Origin of the sequence: Chryseobacterium sp. 'Rf worker isolate 10' (assembly GCF_050753305.1) — a bacterium.
In the GTDB taxonomy this organism is placed as follows: domain Bacteria; phylum Bacteroidota; class Bacteroidia; order Flavobacteriales; family Weeksellaceae; genus Chryseobacterium.
Window position 1 is genome coordinate 959,661 of record NZ_JBOZOF010000001.1, and the last position, 18,664, is coordinate 978,324.

Consider the following 18,664-nt stretch of genomic DNA (forward strand, 5'->3'; position numbering starts at 1 on the left):
TTCATTTTCCTGATGAAATTGTAAGGAAAAAATAAACGGAGTATTTTCCTTTTTGATTTAAAATGAAAAAATGTACAGTTCTTTCATAAAATTGACTATTTTTATCATAACCAAGTAAATAACTCATTTTGAGAACAACTCTTAAACTTATTTTGGCTTAGTATCAGTCTCCGTAACCACAGGCTGATCGTTCTTTCGTTTGGGTAATTCTGCCCGAACAGGTTTTTATTTCATCATATTATTTATCGTATTGCCTGTTAAAGGTGACTCTATCTGCTATTTTGGATCTGACAATTGCGATTGATCAAAAATTGAAATATACAGCAATTATGGCTTAAGAGATCATCTTTGAGCTATAATCCGGATAGGGGTAACCACCTTGTAGTGCGTAAATAGTATGGAAAAAATCCAACAAAGAATATTAAGCACGATTATAAGTAATGAATACCCAGCATATTTGGGAGGTAAAAGCGAAAAATACTCCCTTACTCAAAAAGAAATGCAATCATTGTAACAGCGACAGATTTCAATGCAGTGATAAATTCAGACTGAATGCTCAGAAAAAGAATATTGATATATGGTTAATTTACCGATGTGTAAAATGTAACAACACCTATAATATGATGGTGTTTTCAAGAATCAGAACAGAATCCATCAGTAAAGAAATATTCAACAAGTTTTCAGAAAATAATATGGAAATTGCCTGGCAGTATGCTTTCTCACAGGAAGCTATCAGGAAAAATAATGCAGAAGCCGATTGGGAAAGTGTAGAATATGAAATTTCATTTCAAAACCTTACGGTAGAAAGTCTTATTAATAGGGAAAGCGATATGATTTCATTTCAAATACAGTGTCCTTTTGATTTTAATATGAGAATCTCAACGGTAATCCGAACATGTTTAGGCCTTTCATTGTCTAAATTGAACCTATTGCTTGCTTCAGGTGCGGTTTATTTCAATGAGAAACCTCTTCAAAAGAAATATAAGTTCAGGAATGGGGATATTGTTGACGTCAACAGACAGGAGCTGATCAATATTTATCTTATCGGAAAAGAGGAGGTATTTCTCAATACTGCAGATGATGAGTGATAATAAAAAAGCCTTCTGATCATTGATCGGGAGGCTTTTACTTAATTTTATTTTAACTGTTTCAAAAGATTGATTTGTTTCTGCAAAGTTTGTTTTTCCGGCTTTGATTTGGTCAGACGGATGGCTTCCTCAAAATGATAAACAGCCTTGTCAATATTGAGCTCAGAATATAAATATCCCAGCAAGCCATGATAATATTCATTGCTGATGAGGTTGAGTTTTTCTGTTTCAACGAGTGCTTTTTGATGTCCATAGACTTTGGAAAAAGCAAAAGCCCTGTTTAAAGCGGTAACAGGAGAATATTCAATAATAACAAGCTGATTGTACAGGTTTAAAATATGCTGCCATTTGTCCTTACCGGTTGATGAGGTGTGCCAATACGCAATTCCTGCTTCCAGATGATATTTTGAAACGGAATTACTGTTGGTGTTGCAGGCTTCTATCAGATAATAGCAGCCCTTTTCAATTAAGGCTTTATCCCATAGCGATTCGTCCTGTTCATCAAAAAGAATAGATTCTCCTTCAGCACTCGTTCTGGCATCAAGTCTTGAGCTCTGAAAACACATCAAAGCGAGCAATGCATTGGTTTGGGGAGTATTGGTAAGTTGATTATCCGTAAGAATAAGGGTGAGTCTTATCGCTTCCAGGCAAAGATCTTTACGGATTAAAAGAGTATTCGTTCTGGAAAAATAGCCTTCATTAAACAGTAAATATAAAGTAGTGAGTACTGTTTCCAAACGCTGGTGAATATCCTGCTCACTTAAAGAATCTATTTTAAAATCATGTGTTCTGAGAACTTCTCTACCTCGTTGCAAACGTTTTTTTATAGTCTCTGTTTTGGAGAGAAAAGCATTGGCGATTTCTTCTATACTGAACCCACAGAGAATCTGCAGAGCCAGGCATATTTGTGTTTCCTGAGAATTGACAGGATTACAGGTAGCAAAAATCATTTCCAACTGGCTGTCAGAGATGTTTTTGGTATCGAAGTCTATGGTCTGATACTCTTTCTCTGCCGTTTTTACTTCTTCCTGTTTATTTTTTTCAATAATGGAAAGGTGTTTAAAGTAATCTTTTGTTTTATTCTTAGCCACTGTGTAAAGCCAGGCTGCAGGATTGTCGGGAAGTCCATTCACTGCCCAATATTCTGAGGCTTTCAGAAAGGTTTCACTGGCAATATCCTCTGCAATTTCGATATGTTTAATATCAAAACTTTTGCAAAGTACTGCAACAATTTTGCTGTATTCGGTTCTGAATAAATGCGGAGTTATTTCATTCGGATTTGCCATGATTGATGAAAAGGCTGTATCAAAGGGAGTTATATTTGTTTTGGAAATGCAAAAACGTTTGATCGGAATGTTGGAGATCTTTTTTTTTCAAAAATCTGCGCCATCTGTATTTTCTGCACGGGGAATTTATATTGTATCTCTCACAGAAAATACAGATTACGCAGATGAATTTTTTTCGTTTTTTCAATACTTTTTATAACCTACTGATCTCTCTCACTTCTACGTTTCCTCCCGATAAAAGGATAGGACATTCTTTGCATAAAGCCGTAGCTTCTTCAATAGATTCCGCATTGATAATGGTGTATCCCATAATGGATTCTTTAATTTCAGTATAAGGTCCGTCTGAAATGATTCCGTCAGGTTTTAAAACCTGTCCTGCAGCTTCCAAACGGTTACCTCTGTCTGCCAGTTTATTCTGAGCAGCAATTCCGGCAATCCAGTTCATCCATTTCTGAGTGTTAGCCTGCATTTGTTCAGGCGATGTCTTAGGCATAGATTTGTAATCTGCACGGAAGACTAATAAGAATTCTTTCATTGTATTCAATTTTTTGATTCATCTTAATGACGACTGACTTTCTCCAATGGGGACTGTTTTTTTATAAATGTCAGAATTATTCCAGATTCATGGTTGTTCTGAAAACACATACGGCATTTCCGGTAATACTGATTATATTGGGTTGATTGCTTTTGACGTTAACTTTTACCTCTACTTTTCCAATCCTGTTGAGAGCTTCGCCCTGTTTTCCTGTAAATTCAAAAATCCCGTCAGTTATGTCTTTGATTTTATTTTGAATAATATACCCGCCTAAAGGGCCGTTAGCATTTCCGGTTACCGGATCTTCAGAAATACCAATGGCAGGAGCAAACATTCTTCCATTGGTTAAAATATTTTTTTCGCCCGTATCGAAAGTAAATACAAAATACCCGTTACAGCCAATTTCTTTACTCAGCTTTGATAAAGCGATAAGATCAGGATCCAGATTATTTAAAACTGTATTGCTTTTGATGCCAATCATTACTTTAGAATGACCTGTAGAAGCTATTTGCACCGGACATTTTTCATCAAGGTCATCCATTGTTAGTCCCAGAGCCAGCACAATTTTTTGAATGATTGGAGTATCAAATGCAGGACTTAGCTCAAAGCTTCCCTGTGTCATAGTGATGAGATAATCGTTATTCTTCTTCTCAATATAAATGGGCAATATTCCGATTTGGGTATTGATTTTAATAGTACAGGAATCCAATTGATCCTCCTGAGCTCTTGCATAAAGTGCAGCAATAGTGGCGTGTCCGCAGGAAGGAACTTCTGTGGTAGGAGTGAAATACCGGACGTGATAATCAAAGTTTTTTTCCTGGGTCTCAGGCCTGAAGACAAATGCTGTTTCAGAATTGTTAAGTTCCCTGGCAATCAGCTGCATTTCTTCAGACGTCATATGTTCAGCATTTAATACTACTCCTGCGGGATTTCCCTTGAATTTTTCTTTTGTAAAAGAATCTATTTGATAGACGATTACTTCTTTCATATGAGTGATTAAGTTTATTGTAAAAATACGGAATGAAACCGGGGATCTGGAGTCTGTTTTATTGTCATTTGATAAAAAATAAACCAAAATCCTGAGATGCTGGTTTATTTAATAGAAATAGAAAGGTTTGTGAGTTGTTTTAATCCCACTTATTCCGGATAGAAACAGCATACTTTCCGGCTCCTGTAAAGAAAAAACTTAGGCTTACAAGCATATAAATCACAAGGAGTTCCAAAGCCCAGCCTCCAAATTCATTAAGTTTGAAAATATTGGCTGTTTGTGCAAGAATAGTGGCAGTAAAGCAATTGACAGAAAAAATAAGTCCTGCCAGACGTGCCCGAAATCCTATCATCAGCATAACGGGAGCTATAATTTCCCCTGCAAAAACTCCATACGCAAAGAATGATGGTAAACTGTGCATCGTCATCATATCTTTAATAAAACCAACTCCATGGATCAATTTGCTTATTCCATAAACTGACATTGGAAACCCGATTGCTATTCTTGTGATAAGCATTCCTAAATCAATGTTCTTTTTCATTTCTTATAATTATTTAAAAGTTATATTTTACAAATACCCCGATGTTTTTCAGGGTCTTTTTTCCGTTATTAAACTGGTCGAAATTGTAAGCCATTCCGTACATTATTTTATCTTGTTTTACCCCCAGCCTGATAAACTGTAGTCCTCTTGGATACCCTTTGTCATCGAGATTTCCAATAGCCAGTACACTGAAATAACCTTTGAGATTTTCCGTGAGATATGGTGTATATTCAAAAGATATAGACTGTTCCAGCGAAAATCCTTTTTGGTAAGTAGTTCCTATAGAATAGGAGAGAGAATAGGAAGGCTGAATAATTTTATATTGAAGATAAACACTGAAAAATGCTCCGGGATTTTTCATTCCAAATGCAGCATTGGCGCTCAGTCTTTTGGTAAGGTTATATGCAAGAGTATTTCTGATGAAGAATATATTTTCTTTGTCTTTGGTATATTCGGTATCAAATAGGGTAAGATTGTTCAATTTCAACCGGTCATTCAGCTGATAATTGATATTGTGCATATAAGTATAGGAGCGGTGTCCTAAAACAATATCCGGGGTGTAAGAAAGTTTCTGTGCATTCAGACTCAAAAAAGCTGATGCAAGAGCTGTTAGTGTGATGATTTTTGCCTTCATATTTCACTCATTAAATTTCTGTGAGCAAAATTATTCGGGCTGGAGGGGAATAAACTTAAGAAATCTTAAGAAACGTCAGACAGGTGTTTTTTTCTCAGATAACTCAGATATTCTACCGTGATTCCAAGGTAGGATGCAATCATATATTGAGGAAACCTCTGTTCGATATTGCGGTAGGTAGTGACAAATGTTCTGTATTTGGTATAGGCATCAACGCGTGAATGTTCAAAAGTCCTTTCCTGTAAAGTAACATAGGCAGACTGCATTTTCAGACGCCAGAATTCGGAAATCGCGGGAACTTCTTTGTATAATAATTCCAGGTTATTTTTACTGACCTGTATGATTGTACTATCTTCATTAGCCTGAATAAACATTCTTGAAGGCAGTTCACTCAGATAGCTGTAAAGATCATTCACCCACCAGTTTTCAATACCTAATTGTGTGGTATTTTCTTTTCCTTTTTCATCAATATGATAAGCATACAAACTTCCCTTTGCAATGAAACGCATATGTCTGGAAACCTGTCCCTCACGAAGCAGATATTCCTTCTTTTTAAGGGATATGATTTCTAATTTGGAAGTGATACAGTTAATATCTTTATCTTCTAAAGATACGATTTCTTTAAAGTGTTCTATGAGTTGTGAAAATATTGTATCTGTCATGAGAATTTGTACTTATAGCCTACAGATACAAATTTAAGCAAATATTAAAAATTTGTAGTGATAAAGCAGGGTGAATACCAGCGGAAAGGATAATAGGTTTTGAAAGATACAGTCTTCTAATGGAGTAAAGTACACAACAGAAAACTATTCAAAAAATAAACAATGAAAGTAACCGACAATTAAGATATTTCGAATATTTCCAAATCCCTAACTAATTAATATATTTGTTGAAACTAAATAACTTGTGAATACATTAATACAAAAAATCGAGCAAAATGAAATTTTCAAATTTATTAAAGAAAACTTTTCATTAATTATTTTTGTCCCTTCATTATTAGGTGGATTAAGACAATTCATCATACTTTTATTTTATTCTCCAACCCTTATACAATATTTTTCTTTTACTCAAATTGCAATAGATGGTTTAGAAACAATTTTTCAAGTAATATTTATGATTTGTACTGCAATCTTTTTTTATAAAATAGTATTAAAAAACATTAGAAACTTTCTTGCAAAAAAAATTCTAATGCTCTTTTTTTTATTATTATATTCTGGAATACTTTTTTATTTTAATGGTTTTCGAGTAATAGAAACAACTTATAATTTATCCACTTTCACATCATATTTTCTGAAAAGCCTTTCTTTAATATTACTTTCTTTACTTCTTGCAGATTCTTACGATACATCGATTAATACTCAAATTTACTCTTCAAATAAAATGAAAATAGCATTAAAGCTTATTACTGCTGTGACTATATTATATGCTGTTTTTTATATAGTTATGATTAAACCATTCCAGTATAATGTGGAGAATGTTACTAATTTGACAAAAAATGTTAGAGAAAAATTTTCAAAAAAAGCTGAACTAATTTATTATAACGATACATATTTAGTATTTATCAAAAATCCTGATGATGAACTTGATAAAAGAAGGTTTTATGTTCAAAAGTTTGAAACTCTATTTGAAGAAGAGAAAACACTGGATAAAAAATAATTAACATGACAAGTACTCAAAATCAACTTTTCGAAAACCGGATAATTAAATATTTATCAGAAAATTTATCCCTTATAATTATCATCCCTGCATTATTGGGAGGTATTAGACAATTCTTATTATTAAGTATATTATCTCCTTCATTGCTAATTTATTTTTCAACTAGTCAAGTTTTACTTGATGGAATTTCAATATTATTTCAGCTTTCTATAATGTTGTTTACAGTTTTCTATTTTAATAAATTTGTTGAGAGGTATAAATCCCATTCACTCAAAATTCTTTTTGGTATAGGTTCTTTGTTAATAATATGCTATATTTTTTTAAAAAATTATTATAATTTTTCCGCAATTTCTTATTCTGATATCGTTTTAAAAACGTTTTTTTTAATTTTAGCAACAATGTTCTGTATTTATATCATTAAATTAATGTCAGTCAGTGCATTGCCAATGGCATTTGGTTTATTTTTAACAATAGTTGTGGTCATATTTTTAACTTATTCTAAACCACTAAATGTATTTAACATTACCCATGACAATAAAATACAATCACTTAAAAAGCAATTTCCAAATATCAAGCTAGAGTATGTAAATGATACATATTTAATTTATAATTTAAACTCTAAAGAAAATGATAAAAACAAAAAAATTTACTTTATTCAAAAACACGAAAATCTGTTTGAAAATTAGCAATGTCATTTAAATCATAAACTAATAACATATGCCATTTTTTACTTCATTTATTTTAAATGAAAAAGATGAGAGATTTTGTATGTTTTATTCTAAAAAGAAGACCACAATTTACGGGCTAAATTGTGGTCTTCCTCAACTAAGAACTATTTAACTACGATTCTGTTTTCAAATACCCATAATGTAAAGCAGTTTCTTTTCCGAATAAGCTTGAGAAAATATTCTGAAACTCATGGATATACCTGCATTTTATGGCGTTCCCGTATATTTTCAGACCTTCCAGTATTTTTCTGGAACTCAGGTCTATATCGTATTTTATAAAGGATTCCGGTCTTTCATATCGGATGCTCTGTTCCGAACTGTACGTTCTTGAAAATCCAAGTTTTTCAAGCCATTCTTCCGTTATTTTAATAGGTTTTATGGAGGCTGCCGGAACGGAAATACTTTGAATATCATTTTCAATTTTAACAAAATAATCCTGCTCCACATTGTGAAAGATCTCAGTAATGGTATAAATCTGATTTTTGTACTCGACTAAGTTCTTGATTTTTAGATCTGCTACGTTCATAATATTTTGATTTTTAGTTGATGATAGGGTCCCAGATAAACATCAAATAGTATGCCCTGCATTGTTTTGTTAAGCCTTGTTTTAGTAAAGATTAGGTTAAATTTTTACTATAAAAAATTAATGATATGTTAAAATAGTACACACAAAGGCGAATTATTGCATATCTGTAAAAAATAAATGTGGTATGTATGTGGTACTAGCGTTTTGTCGCTGTTTTTGGATTTACATTAAAAGTCGTCAAAATGAGTGCGATGATTACAGAAATAATAAGAACGGCAATGAAAACGTTCCAGGAATAGGCATGCAGCAGATATCCGGTGCCGCTTCCCAGAATACTTGAACCAAAATAGTAAAACAGCCAGTAAATAGAAGTTGCTGAAGATTTTCCACGTTTGGCATATAATGCAGTCATCTGGCTTGCCATCGTATGGGCTGCAAAAAATGACAAAGTAAAAAGTCCAAGCCCGAAAATAAGAATATAGATATTTTTAGATAGCAATAAAGCGGCTCCGGTAATCATAGACAGGATAGATGCTTTAAGAATGTTATTCATGGGAAACCTTCTGGAAAGACGGCCTACGATCATCGTTCCAAAGACGCCAAAAATATACATCAGAAAAATAAAAGCAATAATAAAATGGCTTAATGAAAAAGGTTTTGCCTCTAGTCTGAACGTCAGGTAGTTATAAACACTCACAAAAACACCCATCAGTAAAGCTGCTGTACAGTATAAACGAAGCATATAAGGATTGGTAAGGAAAAATTTCATTTGTTTTACCTTGAGGTGATAATCGGTTTTCTGTGGATTGAAAAACCGCGATTCAGGAAATAATTTCCAAAATACAGCCCCAAGAATGAAACTTTCTACTCCAATCAAAAGAACGGCATTACGCCAGCCGAATTCACCTGCAAACAGAGTGGCCATTATCCTTCCGCTCATCCCGCCGATTGTATTCCCACTGAGATACATACTGATTGCTGCAGGCACTGCCAAAGCATTTACTTCCTCTGTAAGATAGGCCAGGGCGACTGCTGAGACACCGGAAACAACAAAACCCTTCAGTACTCCGACGGCAATAAGGAGGCTTAAACTCGGAATCCATGTAGAAATAATGGTAAGCAGAGCAGACGAAATTAGCGAGAATACCATCAGGCCTTTTCTTGAATAGCTGTCGGCCTTAAAAGCAAAAAATAGCAATCCCAACGCCATACCGATCGTAGAAGATGATACAAGCAGGGAAGTATCACCTACGGATACCCCAAACTGCTCTGCTGCCATTGGCAGCATTGGCTGGAAAAGATAAAGCTGTGCAAAAACCGAAAGTCCTGAAAAGAAAATACAAAGTTTGATATATCGGAAACGTGAGCTTCCCTGAATGGCTTTTTCAGATGAATTCATGATTTTTTTGCAATTAAAATGCAGTGGTTTGACAGAAAATTAAGTCCTGTAAATTTCCTGATTATTTTCCGAATTTAAAAATCATTATCTCAATAATATTTATTGGTGAAACAAATCAGTGAAGCTGCAGACTGCTGATGTATTCTGAAGGCGTAATATTTTCCATCTGTTTGAAAACCCGGTTGAAGGTAGACTGGTTGGAGAACCCTGCTTCCGTGTAAATATACATAAGCGTTACCTTTTCAATATCATTTTCACTAAGAAGCCTTTTTACACATTCAATTCTGTACATATTCAGGTAATTGTTGAAGTTAGGATATCCTTTTGCACGGATTGATTTTGAGATATAACTGCTGTTGATATCCATCTCTGTAGAAAGTTTTGAAATATTAAAGTTAACATCTTTATACAGTTGTTTTTCCCTCATTACAAGTTCAATTTTCTCAAATAATTCATCTGCAAAAGGAGCTTTTTCTGCCGCAGGAATTGTTTGGGTCACTGTATTCTTGTTCTTCTCTTCAATTTCTTGGTAAATTTCAACTCTTTTTATTTTATCCTTAAAATAGAGCAGGAGTGCTATTACAGCTACATTGGACATCATAAGAATGGTGTCTGTAATTCTTACATCTTCAGGTCTGTGTTTTGGGAAATTAAAGCTGAATGTTTTTGAAATAAGATATCCCACAATAATATTCAGCAATACAAATAGGCTGTAAATAAAGACATACTTTCTCTGAAAGAAGACATATGCGGCTAGTGGAATTGGAATAAGCCACACAAAACTTGCTATAGAATTATCCCAGAAAGCAAGCATAATGTAAAAATTATAAAGGGTTGCAATAACAATATAAGAATGCACCATTACATCTACCGAGTACGTCTTACGCACGATCATGTAAGTGTATAATAGTAAAAAAAGTCCCCCGAAAAGATACCATGCCATTATTTTGTCAGGAATGATAAAAGTAAATATCAAACCAAATATGGCAAGAATAACTGACATGAGAATATTGTAATAATATACCAGTTGTCTTTTATATTGTTCAATTTGTATGTCTTGTTCGGTAGTCATTTGTGGTAATAGATAATTTTAAATCATTCCAATACGTTTCTCCAACAGTCAAATATTAAAAAATGGCTGGATTAAAATACTGATTGTTAGCTATTTGTGTTTTGATGAACCGTTTCCGGTTTTTCATTGATTATTCATGAATTTGATTTGTCAATGCAGATAACTTTGCACCAGCTAGCTCAATAAAAGTTGACTGATGATATCTCAGTTGATCCCACATGATTTGTTCAATTCTTAAATAAGTCAAATAATTTTTAATACAAATATACTAAAATGAAGAAAATAAAATTAACTCTTGCCAGCATAATGATGTGTTTTTCAGTAGCTGCATTTTCCCAAGTAGGTATTAATACAGATTCTCCCAAAGTAACATTACATGTAGAAGGAAAGCCAGACGTGGTTACTGTGCCTGATGGTGTGATGGCTCCAAGAATAACAGGAGATCAGTTGAAAGCTAAAGATGATGTTTATTTAGCCGCACAGACCGGAGCGTTAGTCTATGTAACGCAGGCTGTGACTGCACCTTCTGTAAAAACGGCGAAAGTAGATAAAGCCGGATACTATATGTTCAATGGAACCACCTGGAAGTTTGCATTTGGGGGTAAAGACGATGATATTACCATTGGAGATCTTATTTACTATCATGGAAGCATTCCTGCAGGTACTTCCGGAGCTAATGTTTTAGCAAGCACCTATCTTACAGATCTTCCTGTGTTGGGAGGTTTTTTAAGGCTTGATGCTCAATTTAACAGCAGTTCAGCAGGTACAGGAGCAGCCACCACTTTTAATCCAAGACTTTATAATGTAGGAACTTCAGATGTGAAAATCTGGGTTTCGGAAATGTCTACCCATACCGGGGATTCTGATAACGGAAATATTAAACTATCACCAGGAGCCTTCAGACAGTTTGATGATGGTGTTTATCTTACCCAGACGAATAATGAAACCGTAACATTCGATATTACAATCCAGGAACCGGAACCAAGATGGTACAGAGTGTATTTTGCATTCCGTGTAGATAACAAATCTACAACAGGAAGCAGTGATGCTACAACAACAGATTCCAATACTGCTGATAATACAAGAGAACTGTTTCTTTCTGTACAGAGACTCTATTAATAAGGTTTTTGATGATTCTAAAAATGCAATGAAATATAAAAAATCTACGGGCTCTATAGGTTAGCTGTTTAAAACCTAATGAGATTTGTGTTTTTTCCGGGGCTGGAATTTAATTATTCCAGCCTCTTTTTAATGCATCATTTCGTATACTTTGATCAGCTCTGCAATATTAGCAACATTAAGCTTTTGGAAAATCCTTTTTTTATAAGTACTCACTGTTGACATCTGGATATTGAGCCTGTTGGCAATTTCAAGGTTTCCGTTTCCATCAGCAAGAAGCTTGAAGATTTCATACTCACGGGAGGATAATTTTTCTACAGGATTATCTCTTTTATTTTGAATAATAAGACCAATTAGTTCGGCAGGATAGAAATATCCTTTTTCGATTACTGTTTTCACGGCATTCTTAATTTCTTCCTCACTGCTTTGCTTATTCAGATACCCTTCAGCACCTTCTCTGATGTACTGGATAGCAACATCTTTATCATATCCTGAGAATATAAGGATTTTTAGGTCATTTTGTATATCTTTCAATTCCGGAATCATTTTTTTGTACTGAGTTCCCGGCATATCAATATCTAAAATAAGAAGATCATAACGCGAAAAGGCGATCTTTTTTTTCACCTGATCATAATTTTCTGCAAAATCTATTTTCAACTCCGGATAAGCAGTTTCAAGAACCAAAGAGGTTCCTGCCCTTACTACATAATGATCATCAGCGATTAAAATTCTTTCATTCATACAAATTAGTTTTTAGTGAGTGTTATTTCTACCATAGTTCCTTCAGGTTGGTTTTGCCTGAAGCTGATTTCTGCATTGATCTTTTTCACCAGATGGATAACCATATGTAATCCAAGGCCTTTTCCTTTGAAACTTGGAGTTTCCAGCTTAGGATTTCTGAACAGATTCATATAGTTGGCAATCTGTTCCGCAGACATTCCGGTTCCTGTGTCAGCAATGATTATTATGGATTTTTGTGGATTTTCTGTAATATTAAGGGTTATATTTCCCTCAAAAGTATTTTTCACAGCATTATCAAGGATATTATGAATAATGGCAGTTACAATACTTTCATTGACCTTCGAATACACCTTATGCTCTGTCAGATTGGTTATGACGGTTCCTTTTTCTTTAGCAATTTCACAGAATAATCTGTGCTTGATTTCCAGAATTCTGTTGATAGGATATTCTTTTTCTTCAAAAATATTTTCGGCTTTGTACAGCTCCGTATATTCTTTTAAGTTCAAGGTAAATTGATAAAGCTGCTCCGAAGATTTATAAATACTGTCGAAATATTTTTTCTGAAGTTCTACATCATCAGACTCATGAATTTTTTGAGAAAGCATCGCAATAAACCTGATTGGAGTGGTGATATCATGGCTAATGGTTTCTACCAGTTTTTTCTGATATTCTGTTTCCTTTTGTAGATTGCTTTTTACCAGTTCCAGGTGGAGATAGGTTTCTTTTAGCTCAGAATTTTTATTATGAACAATTTGTTTTAATGTTTTATTTTTTATTCTTAAGAAATTGGTCGTTAGCTGAAAAATAACAATAATAATAATCAGAATAATGATGGCTGCAGATACTCTGAACAGCATTGTCTGATAGAAGGGTGGTTCAACCTGTGAAACCCTATTGTCTATGTTGTACCACGTGGAAATGTGGCGCTGTCCGGAAACGTTTAAATATATGCAAGCAAAAATAAATGCCCAAACTCTCATATATGTGCAAAACTGGTCTATACCTGCTGCTAATGCAATAGGTGGTTAATAATAGTATTTGTACAAGTCGAAGTTTTTTTAATGATCGGGAACGATTGAAAATAAATTTTTATCATTGAAGTTTTCTGGTCTTTTGTGTTTTATATTTTTTGATCGTGTAAAAATAGTGAAATTATGGAGATAAATCAGTATCTTATAATCTGTTTTCTATAAGTTTTATCATGCTTTGCGGTTGGTGTGGTACTTGTCATTTTCTGAAATATTTCTAGTATTTCAATAATAAGTGATAAATTTGTTTTGAAATATCTTGTTTGAATCCCAATGCTGTACAGAATTTTCGATTTTTTTTCGATTTTTATAAATGATAAATATTGATGTTTTTGTAATTTTTTAACTGTTTTTTGATTACAGGTTTAATTTATATATATTCATTCTTGTAGTAAAAGTTTGATAAAAAACTGAGGTTAATTCTACATAAGGTCTTTGTTAAGGCTCATGAATATTCATATTTTTGCAAAAATATTCTCAGAACAATTAAGGACGTTTCATGGTCTCAATAATGATTCTAAGAACACAAACGGTTTTATCTCAAAAAGCAAAGGGTCTCTTAAGGAGATCTTTTGATGTTTTCGTTCTTTTGCTTCTATCATAAAAACCACTTCTTTTATTAAAAAAATAATCATAAAAACTATTGATTTGCAGGGTTGTGAAATGGCATTGATTTTGATGATTGGTGGCAAACACAATGATATGAATAAAGATAATTTTAACTATCTTATTGGAAAAACACGCCATGAAGTGAAAGCGGAAATGGGTGATGGATTCAATTTTTTTAAACATGATATCTGGACATACCAGGTAGGAAAGACTTGGTTTGGGAAAAAGGTTATTCTGTCTGTCTTATTTAATGACAATAAAGCAAGTAATGTGAATTTGCATAAAACCTTTAAAAACCGTTAGTCTGTTTCCCGTTACATACGTGAATAAAAAAACCTCCCGGAAATGATGGGAGGTGAATAAAATTGACTGTATATTGAAGTGTAATTCAATCGTTATTTATTGTTTTCAAGCCACTTCAGTCTGCGCTCGTCCGGCAGATGTTTTACTTTGAAGTTTTCAAAAACAGCATTGAATCCCTGTCCATCAGGACATGCGGCCATTAAACCAACCATTACAGGAGTATTATCCTGCAGAGGAGCATTTCTCATCATGATGTAATTTTTATCATCAAAAGAATAAAATATTTCCACAGCATCCAGTCTTCTTACCGCTTTTATCCATACGGCAGGCGGTGTTTTGTCTAAAGTGATTACGCTCCAGTCACTTTTGTTATGAGTAACAACTGTGCTGAGGTTATATTTGCCATCAACAAACTCTACCCCGGCTTTGATATAATGCTCTTTGTCTGTTCTCAGCATCAGACCCATCTGATCAAACCTTGCTTTATAGTTTCCTGTGATCTTTACTTTGGCTTCAAATTCACCTCCGTAAGTGGTGTAATAAAAGGGGGCATCATCAACAGTAAATCCATAATGTGAAACTCTCCAGTAATCACTCTGTGGTGTTACAAACATCGACAGGCTGTTGTTTTTAACCTCCCATTTTTCGGGCTCATTAAACCAGGTCATTTTTTCCAGAGTCTGAGATGACAATTTTTGAATCAGAATCAGCGTACAAAAGCCTAAAAATAATTTCTTCATTCTCTTTTGAATAAGTTCTACAGGTAAATTATTATTTTAGCAAAAGTATAATTAAACTCAAATCGGGTCAATACTGATAAATAACCATTATGGAAATCCGTGAACAACTCAGCGATAAATTACTGGATAATGTCTCCAAAAAATGCCTGCTAAACATAGAAATCTATAAGCAGAGGGCACTTGTGTATTCTCAGATGGAAGGTGCTATATCTGTATTGAGCGATATGCAGGCGAATAAGAGCTATGTTTATAAATCTGCAGCAGCGGCCGAACTGGGACTTAGTATGGGTGAAAGTCCAACAGAAATAAATACCATCTGGGAAGAGGAAATGCTGAAAAAAATGCATCCCGACGACCGGTTGAAGAAATACATCCATGAACTTCGTTTTTTTAAATTACTGGATGCCATGGAAATGGAACAGCGTACCGCCTATAGTGTGGTGTCAAAAATAAGGATGAAAGATAAAAATGAGGAGTACCGTTGGGTAAAACACCGTATGTTTTATATTTATTCTCCTTACAATAGCAAACTGAGATTGGCTTTTTGTCTTTATAACCTATCTCTTTCTTCATCTTCAGCTCCTGATTTTATGATTATCAATACCATAAAAGGAGAGGTGGTAGTAAAAGATAAACTTGATTATAAGAATATTCTGAGTCCAAGGGAGCTGGAAGTCTTAAAATTCGTTGGCGAAGGTTATGCAAGCAAAGAAATAGCTGATCTGCTTTCTATCAGTATCAATACCGTAAGCAGGCACCGCCAGAATATTCTGGAAAAACTGAAGGTGAAAAATTCTACGCAGGCTTTTAAAGATAGTTTTTATTAACTATTCGAGTTGGCATCATCCGAAAAGTTCACCGTGTTATTTTGTATCTTATGATTAAATTTATATCTTGAATACAGATTAGCAAGAACCCTACACGATGAAAAGAAGCGAAGAAATTACCCTTCAGTATTTTGCCTTTTTGGATAGTCATATCCATGATGTTATTTCCGGAGCTGTTCCTGAATTCCTGGAATTGAACCAAATTGCCGGAGAGCTTGCAATATCTCACAAGCACCTTACGGATACCATTAAAAAAGAAACCGGACAGCATCCCTGTTCCTTCTATGATGAAAAGATTATTGATCAGATCAAACAAATGCTTATTACTTCCGATAAATCTGTAGCAGAAATTGCCCGTATTTTTACTTACGACCCTTCCAATTTTTCAAAATTTTTCAAAAAAATGACCGGTTTTACTCCCGGAAATTTCAGAAATTCAAATAGAGCTTAAATTGACCACTTTTTTTGTTTAATATTGCTGTGTCAGAAGATTTGTGCCGGCTTTTGCCTCTGGGTAGGGATTTGGCCGTCTAAATTGTCAGATTTAAAAAGCTGTTTAGTGAATTAAAATGTTAAAATAACAAGAAAATAATCTTTTATAAATGAGCTGTTTGTGAAAAATAATAACATTTTTTTATTATTTATTTACTAATATTTCTTTATTGTTTGATTTTTTTATTAAATTTAGGTAAGAAAAAACTAATTAATTCAATAGGTGAAAACGTTAAAAAGATTGATACAGATACAAATACTTTGGTTTCCAGATAATAAGAATAAAATATTGTGTCTTTAATAATATTTAATCTCAATAGAGGCGCTTAGGCCTTATAAATAGTTATATATTTGTTTCTTTTAAACCACACAACAAACAAGATTAAGGATGAACATCAATTTCACAACAGCAACTATTAAAGACTTTGAGAATATACCAGATAATGATATGGCTCAAAGAGCTGAAATTTTTTATGAATATTTAGATTTTGTAAAGTCTAATGGACACATGAACTATCGACTGAAGAATACTTCAGGAACAAATGCAATACTGAATGTAAATATTGCAAACCAAAACAGAGAATTTGTTAGTTTTGTATCAAGTGATTATTTGGGATTTACACAGCACCCAAAAGTAAAACAAGCTGCTATTGAGGGAATAGAAAAATATGGAACAGGAACAGGAGCTACTCCTCTTATTGGTGGCTATTTTGATTACCATAACGCCTTAGAAAAAAAAATTTCAAGTTTTTTTAAACGAACAGAAGATGAAGCCGTAGTATTTACTACCGGCTATACCGCTAATAGCGCGAGTTTACAATGTTTAATGCAGAAAGAAGATCTTGCTATTTTAGACATGGCCGTGCATGCCAGCGTACACGAAGGATGCGCTTTTACCAATAAAAAAACATTTCCGCACAATAATTTGGAATCTTTGGAACACATTTTGAAGGTATCTGAAAATCTGTACCGTACGAAACTCGTTATTGTGGACGGAGTGTATTCCCAGGATGGCGATACCTCCCGAATCAATGAGATCTATAATCTTGTGAAAAAGTATAATGCCTTTTTAATGGTAGACGACGTACATGGCGTTGGTATCCTTGGAGAAACGGGTAGAGGTACTTTGGAACAGGCTGGATTATTGGATAAAGTAGACCTTATCACAGGAACATTCAGTAAAACGTTTGGAAACCTTGGTGGATATGTCATAGCTGACAAAAAATTGGCTGCCTTTATGAGATTCCATTCCCGTCAGCAGATTTTCTCAGCAACAGCTCCACCATCATCAGCAGGAATTGTTAAAGCCATTGATTTAATAGACGAAGAACCCATCTGGAGAGAAAAACTCTGGAGCAACATCAATTATTTCAAAAAAGGACTTGATGATCTGGGATTGGATACCGGAGTTACCTGTTCCGCAATTATTCCAGTGAAAATAGGAGACCCCTATGTAACAGGAGAGGCCGGGAAACTACTAATAGAGAAAGGAATCTATACCAACCCGATTCTTTATCCGGCTGTACCAAGAAAAGATGCGCGTATTAGAATGAGTGTAACCGCAAGACACGAAAAAGAACATCTCGACAAAACGCTTAATGCGTTTGATGATATTAATAAAAAATTGCATATTGCAAAAAAATAATAATTATGCCTAGAAAAGTAGTGCAGGGCCCCATTAGGGACAAAGAAAAAACAAAGCAAAAACTGCTTGCTGCAGTTGGTAAAATTTTAAGAGTAAAAGGATACTCCGGACTAAAAGTAAGTAAAATAGCCGCAGTGGCCGGATTTGATAAAAAATTGATCTATGAGTACTTTGGAAGTACTGATAAGTTAATCGATGAATATATCAAATCTCAGGACTACTGGAGCCAGGTCAATCAGGATGTTGATATGGATTTCTCTGATGGTGGACACGAGCTTACCAAAATGGTTGTATTAAACCAGTTCGAAAACCTGAAGAAGAATAAAGAACTTCAGAAGATTATCCTTTGGGAGCTTTCAGAAAGTAAGCCTATTCTTAAGAAATCAGTCGAACAACGTGAAGAAGTAGGAGAAGTTTTATTTGGGAATATCTCAGATCCTTATTTTGGTGAAGGAGTAGCTACAAGACACAGAGCTATTATGGCTTTGATTGTTTCCGGAGCTTACTATCTTAACCTTTATACAGGATATAACGCCAACAAGTTCTGCGGTATTGACCTGAAAACTGAAGAAGGTAGAAAAGAGATTGAAGGCGCTATCGTTGAGTTGATTGACTTTGCATACAGCAAGAAAAAGTAGAGGTTAAAAGTTTTCCGATTTAAACAGAAATATGTTTTTTGTTGATATTTGAAAACTTTTAATTTTCAA

At 34.1% G+C, this 18,664-nt stretch carries 21 protein-coding genes; 9 read left to right on the plus strand and 12 right to left on the minus strand.

From position 1 onward, the window contains the following. Positions 1-440: 440 nt before the first annotated feature. Positions 441-1,088, plus strand: coding sequence for a DUF1062 domain-containing protein (locus LKL37_RS04185; RefSeq protein ID WP_431609343.1), 648 nt, complete (start codon positions 441-443; stop codon positions 1,086-1,088). Positions 1,089-1,135: 47 nt separating this feature from the next. Here the strand turns inward: LKL37_RS04185 and LKL37_RS04190 are convergent, their stop codons facing one another. From LKL37_RS04190 to LKL37_RS04215, 6 genes are all read right to left on the minus strand, one after another. Beyond that, positions 1,136-2,374 carry an RNA polymerase sigma factor gene (locus tag LKL37_RS04190; protein WP_431609344.1) on the minus strand — a complete coding sequence of 413 codons (1,239 nt, stop codon included), beginning with the start codon at positions 2,372-2,374 and terminating at the stop codon, positions 1,136-1,138. A 193-nt stretch (positions 2,375-2,567) separates the two neighbouring features. Beyond that, complete coding sequence (locus tag LKL37_RS04195) at positions 2,568-2,909, minus strand: YciI family protein (protein WP_431609345.1); 342 nt, start codon at positions 2,907-2,909, stop codon at positions 2,568-2,570. A 76-nt stretch (positions 2,910-2,985) separates the two neighbouring features. Beyond that, positions 2,986-3,897 carry a PhzF family isomerase gene (locus tag LKL37_RS04200; RefSeq protein ID WP_431609346.1) on the minus strand — a complete coding sequence of 304 codons (912 nt, stop codon included), beginning with the start codon at positions 3,895-3,897 and terminating at the stop codon, positions 2,986-2,988. Positions 3,898-4,036: 139 nt separating this feature from the next. Next, a complete protein-coding gene (locus LKL37_RS04205; RefSeq protein WP_431609347.1) occupies positions 4,037-4,438 on the minus strand; it encodes a DoxX family protein in 402 nt (133 codons plus the stop codon). A 13-nt stretch (positions 4,439-4,451) separates the two neighbouring features. After that, a complete protein-coding gene (locus LKL37_RS04210; RefSeq protein WP_431609348.1) occupies positions 4,452-5,072 on the minus strand; it encodes a hypothetical protein in 621 nt (206 codons plus the stop codon). A 65-nt stretch (positions 5,073-5,137) separates the two neighbouring features. Then, positions 5,138-5,734: a Crp/Fnr family transcriptional regulator gene (locus tag LKL37_RS04215; RefSeq protein ID WP_431609349.1), complete on the minus strand. Its 597-nt coding sequence runs from the start codon at positions 5,732-5,734 to the stop codon at positions 5,138-5,140. Positions 5,735-5,978: 244 nt separating this feature from the next. On the opposite strand from LKL37_RS04215, the gene LKL37_RS04220 reads away from it, so the two are divergent. Beyond that, positions 5,979-6,728 carry a hypothetical protein gene (locus tag LKL37_RS04220; RefSeq protein ID WP_431609350.1) on the plus strand — a complete coding sequence of 250 codons (750 nt, stop codon included), beginning with the start codon at positions 5,979-5,981 and terminating at the stop codon, positions 6,726-6,728. 5 nt (positions 6,729-6,733) lie between these two features. After that, entirely contained in the window at positions 6,734-7,414 is a 681-nt protein-coding gene (locus LKL37_RS04225; protein WP_431609351.1) for a hypothetical protein, read from the plus strand. A gap of 154 nt (positions 7,415-7,568) precedes the next feature. Here the strand turns inward: LKL37_RS04225 and LKL37_RS04230 are convergent, their stop codons facing one another. From LKL37_RS04230 to LKL37_RS04240, 3 genes are all read right to left on the minus strand, one after another. Then, complete coding sequence (locus LKL37_RS04230) at positions 7,569-7,982, minus strand: hypothetical protein (RefSeq protein ID WP_431609352.1); 414 nt, start codon at positions 7,980-7,982, stop codon at positions 7,569-7,571. A gap of 196 nt (positions 7,983-8,178) precedes the next feature. Continuing rightward, positions 8,179-9,381, minus strand: a complete 1,203-nt coding sequence (locus tag LKL37_RS04235) for an MFS transporter (protein WP_431609353.1) — start codon at positions 9,379-9,381, stop codon at positions 8,179-8,181. Positions 9,382-9,496: 115 nt separating this feature from the next. Then, a complete protein-coding gene (locus LKL37_RS04240) occupies positions 9,497-10,384 on the minus strand; it encodes a helix-turn-helix domain-containing protein (protein ID WP_431609354.1) in 888 nt (295 codons plus the stop codon). 342 nt (positions 10,385-10,726) lie between these two features. Here LKL37_RS04240 and LKL37_RS04245 point away from each other — a divergent pair, with 342 nt between their 5' ends. After that, positions 10,727-11,572, plus strand: a complete 846-nt coding sequence (locus LKL37_RS04245; RefSeq protein WP_431609356.1) for a hypothetical protein — start codon at positions 10,727-10,729, stop codon at positions 11,570-11,572. A gap of 129 nt (positions 11,573-11,701) precedes the next feature. On the opposite strand, the gene LKL37_RS04250 is transcribed toward LKL37_RS04245, so the two are convergent. Together LKL37_RS04250 and LKL37_RS04255 are read right to left on the minus strand one after the other, a co-directional pair. Next, on the minus strand, positions 11,702-12,313 hold the full coding sequence (locus LKL37_RS04250) for a response regulator (protein WP_431609357.1): 612 nt from the start codon (positions 12,311-12,313) through the stop codon (positions 11,702-11,704). A gap of 5 nt (positions 12,314-12,318) precedes the next feature. Further along, entirely contained in the window at positions 12,319-13,293 is a 975-nt protein-coding gene (locus LKL37_RS04255) for a sensor histidine kinase (RefSeq protein ID WP_431609358.1), read from the minus strand. Between the two features lie 750 nt (positions 13,294-14,043). Here LKL37_RS04255 and LKL37_RS04260 point away from each other — a divergent pair. Further along, positions 14,044-14,253, plus strand: a complete 210-nt coding sequence (locus LKL37_RS04260) for a hypothetical protein (protein WP_431609359.1) — start codon at positions 14,044-14,046, stop codon at positions 14,251-14,253. 92 nt (positions 14,254-14,345) lie between these two features. Here LKL37_RS04260 and LKL37_RS04265 read toward each other — a convergent pair whose 3' ends face one another. Next, complete coding sequence (locus tag LKL37_RS04265; RefSeq protein ID WP_431609360.1) at positions 14,346-14,993, minus strand: DUF1349 domain-containing protein; 648 nt, start codon at positions 14,991-14,993, stop codon at positions 14,346-14,348. Between the two features lie 89 nt (positions 14,994-15,082). Between LKL37_RS04265 and LKL37_RS04270 the strand changes: the two genes are divergently transcribed. The 4 genes from LKL37_RS04270 (at position 15,083) to LKL37_RS04285 (ending at position 18,595) form a co-directional block, all read left to right on the plus strand. Further along, complete coding sequence (locus tag LKL37_RS04270; protein ID WP_431609361.1) at positions 15,083-15,820, plus strand: response regulator transcription factor; 738 nt, start codon at positions 15,083-15,085, stop codon at positions 15,818-15,820. Between the two features lie 97 nt (positions 15,821-15,917). Next, complete coding sequence (locus LKL37_RS04275; RefSeq protein ID WP_431609362.1) at positions 15,918-16,271, plus strand: helix-turn-helix domain-containing protein; 354 nt, start codon at positions 15,918-15,920, stop codon at positions 16,269-16,271. Positions 16,272-16,700: 429 nt separating this feature from the next. Beyond that, on the plus strand, positions 16,701-17,957 hold the full coding sequence (locus tag LKL37_RS04280) for an aminotransferase class I/II-fold pyridoxal phosphate-dependent enzyme (protein ID WP_431609363.1): 1,257 nt from the start codon (positions 16,701-16,703) through the stop codon (positions 17,955-17,957). A 5-nt stretch (positions 17,958-17,962) separates the two neighbouring features. Further along, entirely contained in the window at positions 17,963-18,595 is a 633-nt protein-coding gene (locus tag LKL37_RS04285; RefSeq protein WP_431609364.1) for a TetR/AcrR family transcriptional regulator, read from the plus strand. Positions 18,596-18,664 lie beyond the last annotated feature (69 nt).